This is a genomic window from Chryseobacterium polytrichastri (assembly GCF_900142445.1).
Taxonomy (GTDB): domain Bacteria; phylum Bacteroidota; class Bacteroidia; order Flavobacteriales; family Weeksellaceae; genus Chryseobacterium; species Chryseobacterium polytrichastri.
The window spans coordinates 90021-109669 of the sequence record NZ_FRAV01000013.1 but is presented as its reverse complement, the minus strand read 5'-3'; the positions used below and the strand labels follow the sequence as shown (position 1 = coordinate 109669).

Annotated in this window: 21 protein-coding genes; 12 read left to right on the top strand and 9 right to left on the bottom strand. The window is 34.0% G+C overall.

What is annotated here, in order from left to right; genetic code table 11:
* Window positions 1-6 precede the first annotated feature (6 nt).
* Window positions 7-810 (bottom strand): T9SS type A sorting domain-containing protein, encoded by an 804-nt coding sequence (locus tag BUB80_RS10165; RefSeq protein WP_073292818.1) that lies wholly within the window; start codon window positions 808-810, stop codon window positions 7-9.
* 222 nt (window positions 811-1032) lie between these two features.
* Between BUB80_RS10165 and scpA the strand changes: the two genes are divergently transcribed.
* Window positions 1033-3153, top strand: coding sequence for a methylmalonyl-CoA mutase (gene scpA, locus BUB80_RS10160; RefSeq protein ID WP_073292817.1), 2121 nt, complete (start codon window positions 1033-1035; stop codon window positions 3151-3153).
* Between the two features lie 289 nt (window positions 3154-3442).
* Window positions 3443-4423, top strand: coding sequence for a M28 family peptidase (locus tag BUB80_RS10155; RefSeq protein WP_073292816.1), 981 nt, complete (start codon window positions 3443-3445; stop codon window positions 4421-4423).
* Between the two features lie 40 nt (window positions 4424-4463).
* Here the strand turns inward: BUB80_RS10155 and BUB80_RS10150 are convergent, their stop codons facing one another.
* From BUB80_RS10150 to BUB80_RS10140, 3 genes are read right to left on the bottom strand one after another with little or no spacing between them, the layout of a single operon-like run.
* Window positions 4464-5624 carry an ABC transporter permease gene (locus BUB80_RS10150; protein WP_175549595.1) on the bottom strand — a complete coding sequence of 387 codons (1161 nt, stop codon included), beginning with the start codon at window positions 5622-5624 and terminating at the stop codon, window positions 4464-4466.
* Between the two features lie 4 nt (window positions 5625-5628).
* A complete protein-coding gene (locus BUB80_RS10145; protein WP_073292814.1) occupies window positions 5629-6276 on the bottom strand; it encodes an ATP-binding cassette domain-containing protein in 648 nt (215 codons plus the stop codon).
* The gene (locus BUB80_RS10140; protein ID WP_073292813.1) at window positions 6269-7720 is read right to left on the bottom strand and encodes a hypothetical protein; all 1452 of its coding nucleotides are present in this window, start codon (window positions 7718-7720) and stop codon (window positions 6269-6271) included. Before BUB80_RS10140 ends, BUB80_RS10145 begins: the two co-directional genes overlap by 8 nt.
* Before the next feature lie 601 nt (window positions 7721-8321).
* Here BUB80_RS10140 and BUB80_RS10135 point away from each other — a divergent pair.
* From BUB80_RS10135 to BUB80_RS10105, 7 genes are all read left to right on the top strand, one after another.
* Window positions 8322-9062 (top strand): hypothetical protein, encoded by a 741-nt coding sequence (locus BUB80_RS10135; RefSeq protein WP_073292812.1) that lies wholly within the window; start codon window positions 8322-8324, stop codon window positions 9060-9062.
* Window positions 9063-9089: 27 nt separating this feature from the next.
* On the top strand, window positions 9090-10481 hold the full coding sequence (locus BUB80_RS10130) for an RtcB family protein (protein ID WP_073292826.1): 1392 nt from the start codon (window positions 9090-9092) through the stop codon (window positions 10479-10481).
* Between the two features lie 83 nt (window positions 10482-10564).
* On the top strand, window positions 10565-11110 hold the full coding sequence (locus tag BUB80_RS10125; protein ID WP_073292811.1) for a nucleotidyltransferase domain-containing protein: 546 nt from the start codon (window positions 10565-10567) through the stop codon (window positions 11108-11110).
* 6 nt (window positions 11111-11116) lie between these two features.
* Window positions 11117-11737, top strand: a complete 621-nt coding sequence (locus BUB80_RS10120; RefSeq protein ID WP_073292810.1) for a hypothetical protein — start codon at window positions 11117-11119, stop codon at window positions 11735-11737.
* A gap of 6 nt (window positions 11738-11743) precedes the next feature.
* Window positions 11744-12442, top strand: a complete 699-nt coding sequence (prfH, locus tag BUB80_RS10115; RefSeq protein ID WP_073292809.1) for a peptide chain release factor H — start codon at window positions 11744-11746, stop codon at window positions 12440-12442.
* Window positions 12429-12953, top strand: coding sequence for a tetratricopeptide repeat protein (locus BUB80_RS10110; protein WP_073292808.1), 525 nt, complete (start codon window positions 12429-12431; stop codon window positions 12951-12953). The genes prfH and BUB80_RS10110 overlap by 14 nt, the downstream gene beginning before the upstream one ends.
* 25 nt (window positions 12954-12978) lie before the next feature.
* Window positions 12979-13971 carry an enolase C-terminal domain-like protein gene (locus BUB80_RS10105; protein ID WP_073292807.1) on the top strand — a complete coding sequence of 331 codons (993 nt, stop codon included), beginning with the start codon at window positions 12979-12981 and terminating at the stop codon, window positions 13969-13971.
* Window positions 13972-14016: 45 nt separating this feature from the next.
* On the opposite strand, the gene BUB80_RS10100 is transcribed toward BUB80_RS10105, so the two are convergent.
* Window positions 14017-14307 carry a c-type cytochrome gene (locus BUB80_RS10100; protein WP_073292806.1) on the bottom strand — a complete coding sequence of 97 codons (291 nt, stop codon included), beginning with the start codon at window positions 14305-14307 and terminating at the stop codon, window positions 14017-14019.
* Between the two features lie 213 nt (window positions 14308-14520).
* On the opposite strand from BUB80_RS10100, the gene meaB reads away from it, so the two are divergent.
* Entirely contained in the window at window positions 14521-15534 is a 1014-nt protein-coding gene (meaB, locus tag BUB80_RS10095) for a methylmalonyl Co-A mutase-associated GTPase MeaB (protein ID WP_073292805.1), read from the top strand.
* 43 nt (window positions 15535-15577) lie between these two features.
* On the opposite strand, the gene BUB80_RS10090 is transcribed toward meaB, so the two are convergent.
* Complete coding sequence (locus BUB80_RS10090) at window positions 15578-16102, bottom strand: DUF4251 domain-containing protein (RefSeq protein ID WP_073292804.1); 525 nt, start codon at window positions 16100-16102, stop codon at window positions 15578-15580.
* Window positions 16103-16212: 110 nt separating this feature from the next.
* On the opposite strand from BUB80_RS10090, the gene BUB80_RS10085 reads away from it, so the two are divergent.
* Entirely contained in the window at window positions 16213-17019 is an 807-nt protein-coding gene (locus BUB80_RS10085) for a M48 family metallopeptidase (protein ID WP_073292803.1), read from the top strand.
* 92 nt (window positions 17020-17111) lie between these two features.
* Entirely contained in the window at window positions 17112-17423 is a 312-nt protein-coding gene (locus BUB80_RS10080; RefSeq protein WP_073292802.1) for a hypothetical protein, read from the top strand.
* A 39-nt stretch (window positions 17424-17462) separates the two neighbouring features.
* On the opposite strand, the gene BUB80_RS10075 is transcribed toward BUB80_RS10080, so the two are convergent.
* From BUB80_RS10075 to BUB80_RS10065, 3 genes are read right to left on the bottom strand one after another with little or no spacing between them, the layout of a single operon-like run.
* Window positions 17463-18080, bottom strand: coding sequence for an outer membrane beta-barrel protein (locus BUB80_RS10075; RefSeq protein ID WP_073292801.1), 618 nt, complete (start codon window positions 18078-18080; stop codon window positions 17463-17465).
* Entirely contained in the window at window positions 18064-18879 is an 816-nt protein-coding gene (locus BUB80_RS10070) for an ABC transporter ATP-binding protein (RefSeq protein WP_073292800.1), read from the bottom strand. Before BUB80_RS10070 ends, BUB80_RS10075 begins: the two co-directional genes overlap by 17 nt.
* Window positions 18879-19631, bottom strand: coding sequence for an MlaE family ABC transporter permease (locus BUB80_RS10065; RefSeq protein ID WP_073292799.1), 753 nt, complete (start codon window positions 19629-19631; stop codon window positions 18879-18881). The genes BUB80_RS10070 and BUB80_RS10065 overlap by 1 nt, the downstream gene beginning before the upstream one ends.
* Window positions 19632-19649 lie beyond the last annotated feature (18 nt).

Genomic DNA, 19649 nt, shown 5'->3' with positions numbered 1-19649 from the left:
TTACAGTTAGTTTTTGGTAAACTTAGAACTAAGTTCTCCTACTTTGTAAATGTAAATTCCCTTTGGAAGGCTTTCTACATCAATTGAAATTTTATGTTCAGATGTTGAAAAAGATTTGTCTACAACCAGCTTTCCCGTTGTATCGTAAACCTGTACTTTATTTGCGCTGTTTCCGGGATTTACAATGTTTAAGATTTTATTTGTTGGAATTGGAAATGCGGATAATTTAGTTCCTGCTTGAATTTCTTTTGTTGTTAATACAGATGTCGGTAGCGCATAAACGTCTGTTTGAGGGATAGGATTATAATTAATAGTAGTAATATAAGACTCATTGTGTACAACCAGCTTATTAACATTCAATACTGAATCATGGAAGATTTCAAATTTTTCTGCATAGCTTATAGAAGCAGGATTTGGATTGAAATCTTTAAGCAAAGTTCCGTCTTCATTAATTAAAAGAAGCTTTGTTTCATAACTATTACTATTGTTATTATAATTATAAACAGCAATTAGAAATTCGAATTTACTATCAGTATTAAAAATGTTTTTTGAGATAATATAATCTAGATTATCTGACGCAAAACTTAGTACGCTGTAGTTTGCCGGCATTGGTACGTTCACCGTTTTATAAAGAGTATAATTCGAATTATAAATTTTAAGCTTATTGTCTACCGTTTTAGAAACGTAATATGTTTCGGATGGAGTTGAATACGTCAAAGTCCGTTCCTCTGTAAAAGAATGTTCAAGAGTAAGCTGTCCAAAAGCAAAATTAGCAACAACTAATGCCGCAGAAAATAATAATTTTTTCATGGTTTTATTAATTAAAGTTTAAAATAATTTGAATCGACAAAAATACTAAAAATTTATAAGGAGGTAATAATTGAAATACTGAGTAATAGGCAAATGATAGTAGTTTGAACAAAATGTAATAGATCATAACTTTATTTTAAAGTTCACTTAATCATAAGATTATCAATAGTAATTTGTTATTTCAAAAATGCTTAATTTTAGGCATCTAATAAATCTGAAAGTATGAGACGGGAAGTTCAAAACAAAACTCCTCAATTTAATATAACTGGAAAACAAACCGAAATCTATCCATTCGAAAAAGATGGATTAGAATTAAAATCATCTTATACAAAAGACGATGTTAAAAATGAATCTTTAACACAGACTTCTCCGGGAATTGCACCTTATTTAAGAGGTCCATATTCTACGATGTATGTTCAAAAACCTTGGACGGTTCGTCAGTATGCAGGTTTTTCTACAGCAGAAGAATCTAATGCATTTTACAGAAGAAACTTAGCGGCTGGTCAAAAAGGACTTTCGGTAGCTTTTGATTTGGCAACGCACAGAGGATATGATTCAGATCACGCAAGAGTGGTTGGTGATGTTGGAAAAGCAGGTGTTGCAATTGATTCTGTTGAGGATATGAAAATCTTATTTAATGAAATTCCATTAGATCAGATCTCGGTTTCCATGACGATGAATGGTGCGGTACTTCCGATTTTATCTTTCTATATCGTTGCAGCAGAAGAACAGGGTGTAAAGCAGGAACTTCTTTCAGGAACCATTCAGAATGATATTTTGAAGGAATTCATGGTAAGAAATACCTACATTTATCCACCTTCACCTTCCATGAAAATTATTGCTGATATTTTTGAATATACAGCACAAAACATTCCTAAATTCAACTCAATTTCTATTTCAGGCTATCATATGCAGGAAGCGGGAGCAACTCCGGTTTTGGAGATGGCTTATACGTTAGCAGATGGATTGGAATATGTAAGAACGGGAATAAAAGCAGGAATGAATGTAGATGATTTCGCACCAAGACTATCTTTTTTCTGGGCAATCGGGATGAATCACTTCATGGAAATTGCTAAAATGCGCGCCGCAAGATATATTTGGGCAGAACTGTTGAAGCAATTTAATCCTCAAAATCCAAAATCGTTAGCATTAAGAACACACTCGCAAACTTCTGGTTGGTCTTTAACGGAACAGGAACCTTTTAATAATATCACAAGAACGGCGATTGAAGCATTGTCTTCAGCATTGGGCGGAACCCAATCTTTACACACGAATGCTTTGGATGAAGCGATTGCTCTTCCAACAGATTATTCAGCTAAAATTGCAAGAAATACACAAATCATTCTTCAGCAGGAAAGTGGAATTTGTGATGTAGTAGATCCAATGGGTGGAAGTAATTTAGTGGAAAGTCTTACGCAGCAGATGATCGAAGAAGCGATGAAATACATCGATGAGGTTGAGAAAGAGGGCGGAATGACAAAAGCTATTGAAGCTGGAATTCCAAAAATGAGAATTGAAGAAGCCGCAGCAAAAAAGCAAGCTAAAATTGATAGTGGAGAAGAATTTATCATCGGCGTAAATTCATTTAGATCTTCATTAAAACAGACGCCAATAGAAATCTTGGATATCGATAATACCGAAGTTCGTAGAAAGCAGCTCGAAAGATTAGAGTCAATAAAAGCAAATCGAAATACTGAAGCTGTTGAGCAGATTTTAAATGAAATCAGAGAATCAGCAAAAACAGGAAAAGGAAATTTATTGGCATTGTGTATCGAAGCAGCTCGCAGAAGGGTAACCTTGGGAGAAATGAGCGATGCCATGGAAGAAAGCTTCGGAAGATATAAGGCAAATATTAGAACAATTTCTGGAGTATATGCCATGAATGCAGGAAAAAATGAATATTTCGGACAAGCCCTTGCGCTCACTCAAAAGTTTGAAGAAGAAGAAGGACGTCGCCCGAGAATTATGGTGGCTAAAATGGGGCAGGATGGTCACGACCGAGGCGCAAAAGTTGTTGCAACAGCATTTGCTGACATGGGATTTGACGTAGATGTAGCCCCGTTATTCCAGACTCCGGAAGAGGTGGCAAAACAGGCGGTGGAAAATGATATTCATATTTTAGGAGTATCTTCTCTCGCGGCTGGCCATAAAACGTTGGTTCCGCAAGTGGTGGAAGAATTGAAAAAGCTAGGAGCTGATGACGTTACAATTGTTGTTGGGGGCGTAATCCCGCAACAGGATTATGAGTTCTTGTATGCTAACGGCGCAGATTTCATTTTCGGTCCTGGAACTAATCTTCCAAAATGTGCAGTAGACATTTTGAAGAAGTTTTTAGGCGAATAAATAAATTTTATGACTATCCACAATTTGATATAATTGAAAAATAGGATTAAACTTTTTCTTTTTACCACAAAAGGAGAAAAAGATTAATATATTAGTATTTAAGTAATAAGCCGAAAATAAGACCACATTAGTTTTAAAAAATCTTTGATTTTTATTATTTTGATAGCTTTTGTTTTCTAACAATTAAAACAGTTTTAGCCATACAAATAGCTTTTGCGCCTTTTGTGGTTAAATTTTCAAGAGTGTTAACAGAGTAATTATTAAAAGTGGACATTCAAAATAATTTGTAATGAATTTCAAAAACATAGTAAAATCCACGAAAAGAAACATCCTTCTTTTCGTGGGTTTATTTTTTATAGGAATAATACTCTTTAATTCTTTTAAAGGACCTCAAGCAGCGGAAAAATCGCCTGTTCCGGCTGATCGTAATTTAGTCAAAGAACATTTAATAGCACTTACTCAAACGCCCCGATTTCGAAACTATAAAAACCTTGATCAACTAAATACAATTGCAGAATATATTCATCAAAACTTCAATAAATACAGCGACAGTACAAGCCTCCAAGAATATCAAGTTGGAGAAGAAACATATAAAAATGTGATCTGCTCTTTCGGGACAGAGAATAAAAAAAGAATCATTATTGGGGCTCATTATGATGTCTGCGGAGATCAACAGGGAGCGGATGATAATGCAACAGGAGTTACGGGCTTATTAGAATTGGCAAGAATGCTTAAAGGGCAAAAGCTCAATTACAGAATAGATTTGGTTGCTTATACTTTAGAAGAACCTCCGTATTTCAGAACTGAAAATATGGGCAGCTACATTCATGCAAAATATCTGAAAGACAACAATATTGATGTGTACGGAATGGCAAGCGTAGAAATGATAGGATATTTTAAAGACGAAGAAAATTCACAGGACTATCCTTTGGGAATCCTTTCATGGTATTATGGAAATAAAGGAGATTATATTACGTTAGCTAAAAAGTTCGGAGGCGGAGAATTTGTAAACAATTTTAGTGATCATTTTGTTGAAGCCAATCAGGTTAAAACAGAAACCTTTACAGCTCCACAATTTATTAAAGGAACCGATTATTCTGATCATTTGAATTACTGGAAATTTGGATATTCCGCGATGATGATTACCGATACTTCTTTTTTCAGAAATAAAAATTATCATCAACCAACAGACACGTTAGCAACACTGGATTTAAAGAGAATGACAAAAGTAATTGACGGTATTTTTCTCAGTTTGATTCATTTACAATAAAGAAAAATGGCTATCAATTTTTGATAGCCATTTGTTTATTTTATATTTTCCATGATCGGAGCAACCATCGGTAAATCAGTTCTTTCACAAAGAAATAAACCAAAATTGGGATAATGATAATCGCTGTCCAGAGCCAAGGATTAATATAGATTGATAACAATCCGTTCGATACACTGGATTTTGCGAGAAAATACTGTCCGGCAGCTATTAAAATTAAACTTAAAGCTAAGACGATCATTAAATGAATACTGAAACGTCTGCTGATATTACTCACCATTTTTTTCGGAGAATAACCCAAGCTATTTTTAATAGAAACTTCTTCCTGCTTTTCTAAAAATTGAATCTTAATAAAGCTTACAATAATGTAAAGGCATAATGCAAAAATGAAAATACCTAATACGGCAATCGCTTTTAGCACAAGGAAAAGTTTAGACTTTATCTTGGCTGAGCGCAAGCTTTCCTGATTAGATTCATAATTGTTTTCTTTCATTTTTGAAATCAAACCTTCATCTCCGGAATCTTTTACCTGAACCAAAACTCTGTTATAGATTTTAGGTTGATTTGCTAGTTGAGGTTTTTCTGCCAAATTCAAAGAATCAAGAAATTTTTTCGGTATCAAAACAGAATGGATTCGGTCTGAAAGCCCAACCATTCTTCCTTTGTACGTCTTATTTTGTTTGTTGACAACAATATTAATGTTGATCTCAATTTTCTTGGCAAAATCTTCTGAAATTTGTGGAAGCCCTTGATTTAAAGCAAATCCATAATTATAAAGATTCAGATATTCCCTTGAAATAATAATCGGAATTACGTCTCCTTTCACCTGAAATTCATCATCTGTCAACGGAACATCAATCGCTTTTAAATCCAGACCTTCAAAATAAAGATCTGTATAAAAAGGAATAAAATCCCCGCCATTCGCAGAAGCTTTAAATTCATTGGCTGAAAACGGATAAACAGTCTTTATTTCAGACCATTTTTTCAGTTTTGCAACATCATTTTCATTGAAACCAAGAAGCTCTTTTCTTCCGATATTATCTGGCGTTAATTTTTTACTGAAAGTCAGCCAATAGTTGCTGTCACTGCTTTTGCTTCCGAAAAGTCTGTTGGCATTTTCGTACAGTTGCAGGCATGAAATCACAAGAATGAATGCAATAAACAAGCCTGCGTACAATATGATTGAGTTAAAAATTTTCTTCATAAGCTTATAAATGAAGAATTTGATAATCATGCTCAAAAGGAAATTCATTCAGTTCAAAAAATAAAACTGAACTTCCGCTTTTTTGAGACACTTCATTAATTAATGAAAAAGCAATCTTTTTGTTCTCCATATCCAGGTGACTGAAACATTCGTCGTAGATCAGAAAATCGGTTGGATTCACCAAACTTCTAACAATCGCGCTTCTTTGTCTTTCTCCATACGAGCAGTTTTCTGCTTTCTTGCTCAATAAACTTTCTACGCCTAATCTTGCTGCATATTCCTCCATAATCGGAATGAATTTTTTCCGATCCTGATTAAAAACACGCAACAGAATATTCTCAGAAATCGTGAGGTCTTTAATTAGTCTTACGTCCTGAAATAATAAGCTTACACCATCTTTTCTATTTTCTACAATCTTCTCAAGATGAAGGTTTTTTACAATCTGCTGATCGTATTTTATATTGCCTTCATACTGAAAATGAGTTCCGAGAATAGCAGTTGCCAAAGTAGATTTTCCACTCCCAGAGGGTGCAACAATCAGGAATTTCTTCCCCTTCTGGAAAGTGATGTTCTTTTTCCAGATCTGTGACTGTTCCAAATCTTTGGGAGTGAAATATTTAGGAGAAATATTTTCTAGAATAATATTATCCATTCATTATCAAATAATACAATGCGTTTTCATCTTTTTTATCTAGAGTAAATACCGTTTTAGAAACCATATTTCCTCCGTCTTCCTTCGTTTCGTTCACCATATCTATGATCTTCACCGCAGGTTTTTCTTTAGTATTATATTCTTTACCATCAGACCAAGAATATGCGGTAACACCTGATTTCTTATCAAGCTTAGCATTTTTCCCTGCCTTTTTATTTTGGAATTGATAAATTACATTGTTGTCTTCAGAGAAAATTACCTGATTATCAGTGATCATATATTTTTTACTTTGACCAAGAGGGCCGGCCAATAAAGACGTAAGGTCTGCCTTTTTCTTTGGATTAAATTCTAATACTACCGCATTTTTTGTTCTGTAATAATCCATAGAATCCGCAGGAGAAGATTTGAAATCTACAAATGCATAATCTCCCGTAAAAGTAGAGGTAATGTCTTCCAGTGTTTTGTCGGTTGAAGATAAATAATGATTAATTGTAGCTTCAAAGCCAGCTTCTTTAATCAGATATTTCATAAAATCTAAACTGAAAAATCCGATAGAGAAAGATTTAGCATTGTCTAGCTCTACATTTTTTACCAAGTCGTAATTGATCTTGTTTTTATTGTAATATTTTTCAACAATTTTCTTCATGTCTGCATTGAAGAAAGTTTTGGTATCCATTTCAGATTTCCCTTTGTCAAAATTAAAATCGAAACCAATTCCGGAATCTTTTATTAGTTTATTTACAGCAAGTGTCTCGATGTACCCTTTTGATGCATAGCTGGCAACAGCAGCAAGATTTACCCATCCGCTAACATCTTTATCACCAACCAAAGATTGATCTACCTGATCTTTTATCGCAGAATTTGAAGTTCCCTTACGGCTCCAGAAATCTGTGAAATATTTTTCATTAAGTGCAGAAGAAGTATCAATACCTGGTGTGTTCATATAATCATAACCAGCATAAGGATTATATTTCTTATCGGTTGTTACGATGGCCATATCACCTTTTATGCTTCCGCTCAGTTTACCGTCTACATAGATGTAATCTTTTTTGTCGATGGTAACTTTACTTTTGGTAAGATCAGACATGCTTTTTTGGAATTTTGTTTTGTCATCAACCCAGAAAAAAGCTTTTACATCAGGATCATAGGTTGATTTTCCTTGGTCAACGATAAAATAAAGAGGTTTGTCAATATTAATCCCCGATTCTTTGGGTTTGTTTACCAATTGCAAGAAGAACTTCTCTTCTTCTTTTAGGTCTTTTTTCTCTTTCAGTATTTTCTCAACTGGGATCTTATCCGAAATTGTTTTAAGGTTTACTCTGGACAAGCCTAAGGTGGCATCCGTTGTATAGTTCAGAATATCACTGTTCTTGTTAGAATTACAGGAGAATAGGATCGCGACTGCGAATACGTAAAATAACGTTCTCAATAATTTGTTTTTCATAGTTTTTATTATAAGAAAACAAATATACTCTTTTGTAAATAAGGAGAATAAAATTTCATCTCAAAGAGACTTATTTACAGCTAAATCTCAAAAAAATAAAAATAAAATCTTGATTTTCAAGAATTTTTATATATTTGCACCAGAAAATAAAGTTTAACCCATTAAAAAAACAACGAAGCAATGTTCAGATTAGATCATATTTCTCCTTTCGGTTTGCCACTTATGGTGGTAAGGCTTCGTGGTTTGGTACACTCTTAGAATAACAGTACAATGATATATCAAAACCCGAAGTCGCAAGATTTCGGGTTTTTTATTGTGTCATAATTCAAACTTCAAATTTCCCCGAAATCATTTTTAATACAATTTAGGAGCTATTTCCCGCTTTCCGCTATATCCTTTTTGCCTTTGCTTTTTTCAAGCCATCGCAAAAAAAGGATGTCGCTGCAATCGGGGCTAATGATAACGCTCTGTCAATAAACCTCATAGGTTTCAAAAACCTATGAGGTTTGAAAAACTCATCAACTAAAATATTAGTTGACAAAGATTTAATGTGGCGTATAGAAATCAAACTTCCATACCTCACCTCTAATATCTATAATTAATGGAGAATAATAACCTTCTGTTTCATCGCTTAAGAAGCCTGAGAAGCAGAAAAAGAATAAGTAGAAAAGATGTAGAAAAGCAGATAAGAAAAAAGTATAAGCGTAGTAGAGAACTTTGGGAAACAAGAAGAAAGATTCCATTAGTTCCATTGGAAAAGCCTTATCAAAAGGGATTTGTGAGATTCTTTGTCGTAAGAGATGATGTGAAAAGAACTAAAGACGGAAAGTTTTTTGAAGGAATTCTTATGAAGATCAACACCTACATGTATTCTGAAACCCGAAAATTTCAAAAAAAGAAAAGAAAATTCGGAAGAAAAATATATGTACCAAGAGATCAGAAGCTAGATCGTCTTTTACCCTACCAATGGAATGATCCAAAATTGGGATTAACAACCAGAGAAAAACAATACTTTCTGAAAAGAGAAGAATACGATCCGCTCAGAAAAAAGTATGATACGTACTACGAATTCATCGAGCCATGGAGGTTTACTTTACGAATAAAACCTTATATGATTACTCATTATAAGCCTTTAAGCTCCGATTTGGAAAAAGAAATAGATGAGCTTGATTCTTATTTAAATCAACATAAAATTGTTGGATTAATCAATAAGAAAATTCACGGTCAATCTGGCAATTGGAAAAAATACGGTGAAGAAACACATCTTATCGAAAGTAGAAAATACTTTCACTACAAAAAAATGTCCGCAACAGAGTTTGCAGATTATTTTATGGACGAATGAGTCCAATAAATGTTTAAAACAAAAACAATGGGAAATTTAAAATTAAAAGGAAAAGATATATTAAAAATAGGATATCCAAATAATCAGAGTGTTAATATCGCTTTGGAAGTCATGAAAAGAAATTTTGCGACTAAAAATATTCATCATGTGAAATCTCTTTTAAAGGAAATTCTGGTTAATCCGGAGAATTATGAAAAAGATTTAACCTTCGGACAAATTGCAGAAGCGCTGCTTTCATCCAAGAAAACAGAAAAAAGAATGTTGAATGCCAACCGTACTTCTTTTCAGATTTTCGGAAATAATATTTCGGATGAAGCGAAGAATCAATTATACACAGGATTGAAGCTTCCGATTGCACTTCAAGGAGCCTTAATGCCCGATGCCCACAGCGGATATGGACTTCCAATAGGTGGAGTTCTTGCGGTAGATAATGCTGTAATTCCTTACGGAGTTGGGATGGATATTGGTTGCAGGATGAGCCTCAGTATTTTGGATACTCCGATTTCATATCTGGACGGTGCTAAAGATAAATATGAAAAAGCACTGGCCGAACACACCAAATTCGGGATGTATGAAACGCATAAATCTCACGTTGATCATGAAATTTTCGACAGAGACACATTCGATATGATCCCGATTTTAAAACGATTAAAAGGGAAGGCGATCAAACAAATGGGCAGCTCCGGTGGTGGAAATCATTTTGTGGAGTTCGGAGAAGTTGAAATTACGGAAGAAGACGAGCAAATCGGACTTCCAAAAGGAAAATACCTCGGAATTCTTTCACACAGTGGTTCGCGTGGATTGGGCGCTGAGATTGCCCAATATTATTCAAGAGTTGCAACAGAACAATGCCCGTTGCCAAAAGAAGCACAAAACTTCGCCTGGCTGGATTTGAATACCCATCTCGGTTTAGAATATTGGACTGCGATGAACTTAGCAGGAGATTATGCTTCGGCCTGTCATGACGATATTCACAGAAGATTGGTGAAAGCGGTCGGAGGCAGAGTAAAAGCTAAAATAGAAAATCATCACAATTTCGCGTGGAAAGAAATTCACAACGGAAGAGAAATGATTGTCCATAGAAAAGGCGCAACTCCAGCCAATGAAAATGAATTGGGAATGATTCCGGGTTCAATGACCGCAAAAGGTTTCATCGTGCGCGGAAAAGGAAATCCGGATTCGTTGAATTCAGCTTCGCACGGTGCGGGAAGAGCTTTCTCGAGAGGAGAATGTAGAAATCTTTTTACTCAAAATGACATCAAAAAAGAATTAAAATTAAAGAATGTCACTTTGATGGGCGGAAATACCGAAGAAGCACCAATGGCGTACAAAGATATCAATGAAGTCATGAATGCCCAAAGCGAGTTGGTAGATATCCTCGGAACTTTTCAGCCAAGAATTGTGAGGATGGATAGGTAAATTGGTTGATAGGTTATAGTTGTTGGTTGATAGATTTTGACTGACAGCTATAAACCATCAGTAATCAACAAAAATTAACAAAAATGGGAGCACCACATAATATAAAAAGATACGGTGAAGTCTGGCCGGAATTTAGAATTCAACACGGACTGGAAATTTTAGAAAAATTAAAAAATAAAGTCATTTTATCAGGAGGTTGGGCATGGCATTTTATGTCTGAAATTGGGCATACAGAATACAAACATGCTCACGATCATAAGGATATTGATGTTTTTGTAAATAAGGAAAATGTAGCTGAAGTTGTTATGATTCTTCAGCAGGAAGGTTTTCAGAAAGTATGGACGCGTTACGATCATTTGCCAAGCGAAGAGAATTTCCGCAGGTATGAGAAAACAATCGAACGGGAAAATGAAAAATTTCACAGAATAACGATTGATTTCTTTGAAAGAAACGATTTAGAAACCGTTGAAACAAATGGGTTTACTGTCGTAAGATCTGATATTTTACTTTCATTTTACAGAAATATTCATTCGAGTGATAAATGTTGGGCAGTCATGGCTGCAAAAGATTTATTGGAAAAAGGAATTGATCCTGTTGGTCATCCGAGATTAAGTGAAATACCAAAATAAATTTAAATGAACAATAATATTAAAGGAGAAATATTTGAATTTATCAATCAATATTTTTCAAATGACAGAAAAATATTGAGAGAAAAAGCAAATGAGTTTTTGAAAGAATCTTATTTAACTGATTTATTTTTAAAAGAATTTGAAAGCATAAATATTGTTACTCACTTTCAATCTTTATCTTCCGAAACAGATAAATTTTTGAAAGAAGAAATGGGAGATATTTCTGACGTTTGGACATTTTATTTAAATGAAGATATTGATGAAGTAGATACAAGTGAAGGATATGAAGATTGGGATTTTAGAAAATATTTGGAAACAGGAAAATCACTTCATTGTTGCAGAGTCTGGATCAATTGGTTTTTAAAGATTTATTACATTCAAAATTTTGGAATAGTTAGAAAAGAAAAAATTGAAACAGATTATATCTTGAAAACTTTTGAAGCTTATGAAAATGAAAAATATAATTCGATTTTAAATATCATGAACAAAAAAGGGTATGAGAAAATTACTGATGAATTGGCTCTATTAAAAGTAGAATCAATATCTACAGATTGTAATGATAATCCTAATATTTTTGATTGTCTGTTTTCAGATATTATCTATCCTATTCATTTTAGAATTAATTAAAACAAAATGGAAAAACTGATACAAATAACCTCGGGAAGAGGACCTTTAGAATGCCAATGGGTTGTAGCAAAAGTTCTGAAGGTCTTCCTTGAGGAAACAAAAAATAATAATATAGACTACGAAATTATTCACCGTGAAAATGGGGATGAAAACCTGACATTGAAATCTGTAACCATCCTTTTAAAAGCAAAAGATTTAAATGAATTTTTAAAAACATGGTTAGGAAGTATTTGTTGGATGGGAAAAAGTACGTTCAGAAAACTGCATAAAAGAAGCAATTGGTTCATTGGTACTTTTGAATTGGAAGGATTGGAGAAAATCAATTTCAATGAGAAAGATATCCTGTTTCAAACAACGAGAAGTCAGGGAAGTGGTGGGCAAAATGTGAATAAAGTGAACACGGCAGTTCGTGCGACACACATTCCAACGGGGCAAAGTGTTTTCGTGCAGGATACGCGTTCACAATTGGAGAATAAAAAATTGTCTGTCACAAGATTAAAAGAAAAAGTGATGGAAATTCACATTCAGCAATTGGAAAAAAGAATGCAGGAAACCTGGAACAACCATTTGCAGGTGCAAAGAGGAAATCCGATCCGTACGTTTTCCGGAACAGATTTTAAAAAGAATTATCAGGAAAAATCTTTCAAAAAACAAAGAAACGTCCTGAAAAACGAGTTAAAAAACTACAAAAATGACCTTAACTAAAAGTAAATATTACTTCGAGGCTTTAGACAATTATCCTTACAGCTTGCCGGATTGTCTGGAAGCATTGAATTATGCGCTTTCTTATGATCCCGAAGATGCAGACAGTCTTTGTTTGATGGGAAGAATCTACAGCGAAATGTTAATAGATTACGAAAAAGCAAAGCTGTATTTTGAAGAAGCAATGCTGTATGATGTGACAAACTTAAATGTTCCACAATACTACATCAAATGTCTTTTAGACAACGAAGATTTCCATGAAGCTGCAAAACTGATCCATTATTCATTAAAAATTAAAGGAATTGATAAATCAACTATATGGCTTCATAGATCTTTGCTTTCCGAGAAAAGAGGAAGTTTAAAAAATGCTTTGAAATTTTTAAATGAAGCCGAAAAGCACTGTTTCACATCTTCTAGTCTTGATTCAATAAAAGAGCGCAAAAAATTTGTGAAATCTAAAATGCCTAAAAAGCCAAAGAAAAAACAAACTAAAAAGCAGAAGGAGACGAATTAAGTCTCCTTTTTTTGTAAATTTAATAATGGAATTACGTTTTGAGCTGAAAGGTTTACGTTTAAAAGAAACGTTCTCAATTGCTTATGGAAACTACGACAAAAGAGAGGCTTTACTTATAGAATTGTCTCATCAAAATTGTAAAGGATATGGAGAATGTGTTGCGATAGATTATTATCAAATCAATCTTCAACGTTTTGTTTTAAAGTTGAAGGAAATTCAAACTAGAATTGAGTCCCACAAAATCATTCATCCGAAAGAATTTTTCAAGTTTTTATTGAGCTTACATCTTCATCCGTTTTTACTTTCAGCATTGGATTGCGCGTATTGGGATCTTTTCGGAAAATTAGAGAATAAAAGTTTCATTGAATTCAATCAACTTCCTTCTGAAAACTTGATTGAAAGCTCGATCACGATTTCCGTCGGAGATATTGATACACAGATTCAAAAAATTGAAAATAATAGTTGGAATAAATTCAAAGTGAAATGTAAAGGTTTAAACAAAGCTGATATTGAAAAGCTTTTGGAATTAAATCAAAATATTGCTTTAGATTCTAATGCAAGTTTTACTGATGAAGATTGTATTTGGCTTCAGGAAAATTCTGATGTTCAGAGGTTTTCCTATTTAGAACAGCCAAGACCAATTGATCAGTATAAAGTATTGAACAAAAATAGTTTTGCCAATTGGATGGCAGATGAAGATTGCCAAAACTTAGATTCTTTGGACGAATTAATTCCTTATTACAAAAGCATTAATATCAAACTCATGAAATCGGGTGGTTTAACGCCTGCTTTAGAAATGATAAAAAAAGCCCGTGAATTAAACTATAAAATTATGATAGGTTGCATGACAGAATCCTCTGTCGGAATTTCTGCGGGTTGTGCTTTGGCAGGACTTGTTGATTATGCAGATTTAGATGGAGCAAGCCTTATTTCCAATGATTACGCAACAGGAAGTTGTGTGGAAAATGGTAAAATAATGTTGTCCGGAAAGCCCGGATTAGGAATTGAGTTAAAATAAAAAAAGCCTTCGTAGGAAGACTTTATATTTATTTAATGTAAAAAATTACTTTTTCACAGAAACGATATAATCGTAAACCCACTGATGTTGTTCATCTGTTAACTTCGCTTTTGGTGCCATAGAATTCATAATTCCTACCCATTTCACAGAAGTATGTGCTGTAGGATCTGGTAATTTATGACATCTTGTGCATGAGTTTTCAAAGATTGTTTTTCCTTGGGCAATCTGCTCTGCTGTAGAAGTTGAAGCTACGGGAGTAGTTGCTGTTGTAGCTTTTGGCGTACAAGATGCTAATAAAACAGCAGTGAATGATGCTATGGCGATTATTTTTTTCATGTTTAAACTATTTGATTGAAACAAATGTAGGAAATTCCCTTTTCCATTGATGATACGACACTTAATTTAGAAGAAATACAAATTAGAAAATCTGAATGGTGAATTCGTTTCAGTTGTCAATTGTAAATTTTTTTAATTTAAATATTTAAAAAATTCACAGGTAAAGCACATTCACTATTGACCATTCACGGTTTAATCCTTATTTTTGAACTAATGAAATTTTCTACAGAAGAGCTTATAGAAGGAATACAATCAGGCAATAAACGTTTGATTGGAAAAGCTATTACTTTGGTTGAAAGCAAAAAAGCGGAACACAGAATTCAGGCCGAAGAATTATTAAAGCAAATAATGCCTTTAACAGGAAAATCTGTGCGTGTAGGAATTACAGGGGTACCGGGAGCTGGAAAATCAACCTTTATAGAAAATTTCGGAAGACTTGTGATTTCTCATGGTAAAAAAGTAGCTGTTTTAGCCATTGATCCAAGTTCAGCCATTAATAAAGGCAGTATTTTAGGCGATAAAACCAGAATGGAAGAATTGTCAAAAGAAGAAAATGCTTTCATTCGTCCTTCTCCAAGTTCCGGGTTTTTAGGCGGTGTTGCCAATACCACTTTTGAAACGATGATGATTTGTGAAGCAGCTGGTTATGATTATATTTTAATTGAAACCGTTGGGGTAGGGCAATCCGAAGTGTTAGTTTCTGATATTACCGACGTGTTTTTATTTTTAAAAATCATTGGTGGAGGTGATGAACTCCAAGGAATAAAACGTGGCATCATGGAAATGGTGGATGTCATCTTCATTAATAAAGTGGATCAGGATAATCTTCAAAAAGCAAAAAATACAAGATTAGAATTAAAACGAGCGCTAGATTTTATTCCTCCTAAAGAAAAAGACTGGAAAATTCCTGTTTTACTTGGCTCTGCTTTGCATAACGAAGGTCTCGGAGAAATTTATGCTAAAATTGATGAATTTATCGATTTAAAAAAGAAAACGGAGCGCTTTGAAATAGTACGAACTCAGCAGGCTGAAAAACGTTTTGAATATTGGGTCCAGGAATATATTTTAGCCACGATGAAGAAAAGTAATTCTGTTGAGGAGGCTTATCTGGAGCATAAAAAAAATGCTTCGACAATGGTTTCAAGTCCAAGTACCGAAGCAAAATTATTTGTTGAGAAATTTTTACAAAATCCAAAATCCGAGTTTCGTGATTCTGAGGAAATCTAATATTCAGTTTAAGCTCGCATCGCGAATCATGTAGCAATTATAACTATTTCGTTTCTTCATTTTTTGAAATGTAACCATCATAAGAAATGGGCTGTCTGTCATTACTTCTTACTGAGGTAAATGCTTTCCCATTTTTATAAACTTCAACGATAATTTCATCTACATTATTAACGTCATTAGGTTTGATCTTGATGATCCATTTTCCTTTTTTGTTTTGAGATTTAGTTAAGGTATAATCTTTTGAGGTGAATCTGTAACTGTTATCACCTCCAACATTTGCTTTAAATGATCTTCCAAAATAAGGAAGTACAACATCCAACATTTTATCTTTTACAATAATGGTATAGTCTCCATTCAAGTCCAAAATTCTTGTTGAAGTAGAATTGGGCATAGAATTCATTACCTTAATTACATCATAATTCGTAGGGTTTGCTCTTTGTGCATGGAAGGTAAACTCCTGAGAATTGACAAGCGCATCAACTGTTTTAGAATCTGTATCCTGCGCAGAATAGCTCTGGAAGAAAAGCAAAAAACCAAAAACAAATAAGATTGAAATATACTTTTTCATAATTGTAAAATAATAGTTAAATTTATATAGCAAAATGTATGCAAATATATAGTTTGTAAAATGTTTTGGAATAGAAATTGTTAAGCTTGAATTAATAACACTCGAAAAATATGAAAATTACACATCTATTAGGAATAGGAGCAGTTGCTTTATCGGTTACTGCTTGTACAACAAACCCAATTACGGGGAGGTCTTCTTTGCAGATAGCTAATAACTCTGAGATATTAACAATGTCTGCTCAAGAATACAAAACAACATTGTCTAAAGGTAAAGTGATTACCGGGACAACAGATGCGAAAAGAGTGGTAAGCGTAGGAAGCAGAATTAAAAGCGCAGCTGAAAGATATTATCAAACCATAGGAAGATCAGCTGATCTTGCGAATTACAGTTGGGAATTTAATCTTCTACAAAGCAATGAACTGAATGCATGGTGTATGCCGGGCGGAAAAGTAGCCGTATATACGGGAATTTTACCAGTCACTAAAAATGATAACGGACTTGCCGTAGTAATGGGTCACGAGGTTTCTCATGCTTTAGCAGGTCATGGAAATGAGAGAATTTCCCAGGCAATGGTGGCTCAATATGGAGGATCTATTTTGGGAAGCACTATGTCGAACTCTCAGTGGGCAGGAATCTTTCAAAAAGTATATCCTATAGGCTCTCAGGTTGCTTTATTAAAATACGGAAGAAATCAAGAGTCTGAAGCTGATAAAATGGGATTGTATTTGATGTCTATGGCAGGATACGACCCAAGAGAGGCTGTTCCTTTTTGGGGTAGAATGGAGGCTGCTTCTACAGGAGGAAGACAACCCGAATTTTTATCAACACACCCGAACCCTGAAACAAGAATTTCAGATATTAATAAAGACCTGCCAAAAGCGCTAGAATATTATAAGGCTGCGGGAGGAAAAATATAACTTATATAGAATTTTAATCTTGAATAAGGCCTTATTAAATTTTTAGTAAATTTGGTAAGGCTTTTTAATTTAACCACCTAAACACAAATATTATGAAGAGTTTATCAATTACGGGACTTATCCTTTTAGCGGTATCTACATTACTTTTTTATCTTACTACAGATTTTACGGTTGAGAAAATAGGACTTCCTCATATTATGGGAGTTATGGCTGGTGTCGGAATTGGTTTGATTATCGGAGGAATGGTAGGTTATGTGAGCAAAGGAAGTGCAATAAAGCAAGACCAGAAAAGAAAAGAATTCAAACAATTACAAAAAGATAAAGAAGAACTGGAAAAGCAGGCTGCAGAGATTGCAAAACGCGAAGCAGAACTTCAAACACAAAATAAAAATCCTCAAATCTAAGACTTGAGGATTTTACAGTTGATATTTTCAGTTATTTCATTAAAACTTATATCCTAAACCTACCATAAATAGGTTTGGTCTGTTGTCATATCTAATTTCTTCACCAGATACTTTGCTGATAAAGTTTCTGGTATCCTTACTAAATGCACCTTCGTATTTTGCATTTACAATTAATTTTTTGATTTCAAGCTGAGCTCCAAATTGGTAACCTACCGTGAAGTTATCTCTTGAATTTTCTTTAAAGTCATTGAAAGTATCTTCTTTGCTCAAATTGTAGCTTGCAACAGGCCCGATAAATACACCAAGCATGTTTCCTAATACTTTATGACCTACAAGTACAGGTAAATCAATTCTGTTGCTTTTAACATCAAAAGTAGTATTTGAAGTAGGATCTGTAAAATCACTTTTAAAGTGAGTGTAATATAATTCCGGCATTAGGAAGAAAGACATCGGAAGGTTCGCTTTCAAGGAAAGACCAACATTAAAACCAACATTGTTTTTCCCTTCACCTTCAATTGCATTGTTCACAGTTCCTTTAATGTTTTTCCATGAAGGAGATCCCGTAGGAAATATTAAATTTGCTTTACCTGCAAGAGAAATCTGTGCAGTAGCAAGCATGGAGAATCCTATTAGCGCCATACTAAATATCTTTTTCATTATCGTCTATTTTATGTATTGTATTCTCAATCGTTTTATTGTTTTCGAGTAAATACTCTCTCAATTGTTTGAATAGCTCTGAAGAATAAACGAAGTCAATAAGGTTTTTATTGCCTGCCGTAATCAGAACGTCTTTATTTCCTTCCCATTCTTTGATCCCTAATCTTAAATAAACGATCTTCTGGCCAATCGTCATTACAGAGTTCATATCATGGGTGTTGATAATTGTTGTGGTGTTGTATTCCTGAGTGATCTCAAGCAATAGATCATCAATAATATTAGAAGTGTAAGGATCCAAACCAGAGTTGGGCTCATCACAGAATAAATATTTAGGATGGTTTACAATTGCTCTTGCAATGGCCACACGTTTTTGCATCCCTCCGGAAATTTCAGATGGATACTTTCTGTTGGCCTTATCTAAATGTACTCTTCCTATTACTTCAAAAACTCTTCTCTTTTTTTCTCTGAAAGTTAAGTTGGTGAACATGTCTAAAGGAAACATAATGTTTTCTTCTACTGTTAAAGAGTCAAACAAAGCACTTCCCTGAAATACGGTTCCGATTTCAGAACGCAAATGCTGTTTTTCTTCTCTGTTCATCACATTGATATCTCTTCCATCAAATAGAATTTCCCCCGAAGAAGGTTGATATACATTCAAAAGACTTTTAAGGAAAACAGTTTTTCCCGATCCACTTTGTCCAATGATAAGGTTTACTTTTCCTTTCTCAAAATTTGTTGAAATCCCTTTAAGTACTTCAACTTCTTCAAAACTCTTTCTAAGATTTTTTACCTCGATCATTAGCTTAATATTAATTGGGTTAATACTAACTCAGAAAGGATAATGAATACCATTGTCCAAACCACAGCCTGCGTACTTGCTCTACCCACTTCTAGTGAACCTCCTTTTACATTATATCCGAAATACGATGGAACTGTTGCAATAATAAAGGCAAACACAGCCGTTTTAGTAAAGGCATAGTAAATAAACATGTTAGGCATGTACATTTGAATACCAGTGATATAGTCAGATTGTGTCCAGTTTCCTGTTATCATTCCTGCAAGATAACCTCCACCAATACCAAATACGATACTAATCGCGATAAGTAACGGATTGAAGATAACACAGGCAATAATTTTTGGAAGGATCAAGAAATTAGGGGAATTTACACCCATAATATCTAATGCGTCAATTTGTTCTGAAACCCTCATGGTTCCAATACTTGATGCAATATATGAACCCACTTTTCCTGCTAAAATCAAACTGATGATAGTAGGTGCGAATTCCAAAATTAATACCGCTTTTGTTGCATATCCTACAAATGCAGGAGGAATAGGAAAGGAAGAAGAATCAAAGTTATTAAACATTTGAATGGCAACTACCGCCCCTACGAATATAGATGTAAAGATAACCAACCCAAAAGAGTTGACTCCTAAATCATTAATTTCTCTCATGAACAGCTTCCAGAATACCCTCGATTTCTGAGGCTTCTGCATTGATTTACCTAGAAGGATAATGTATTCTCCTATCGCTGTAAAAAACTTTTTTAACATTCTGCTAAATTAGACTTT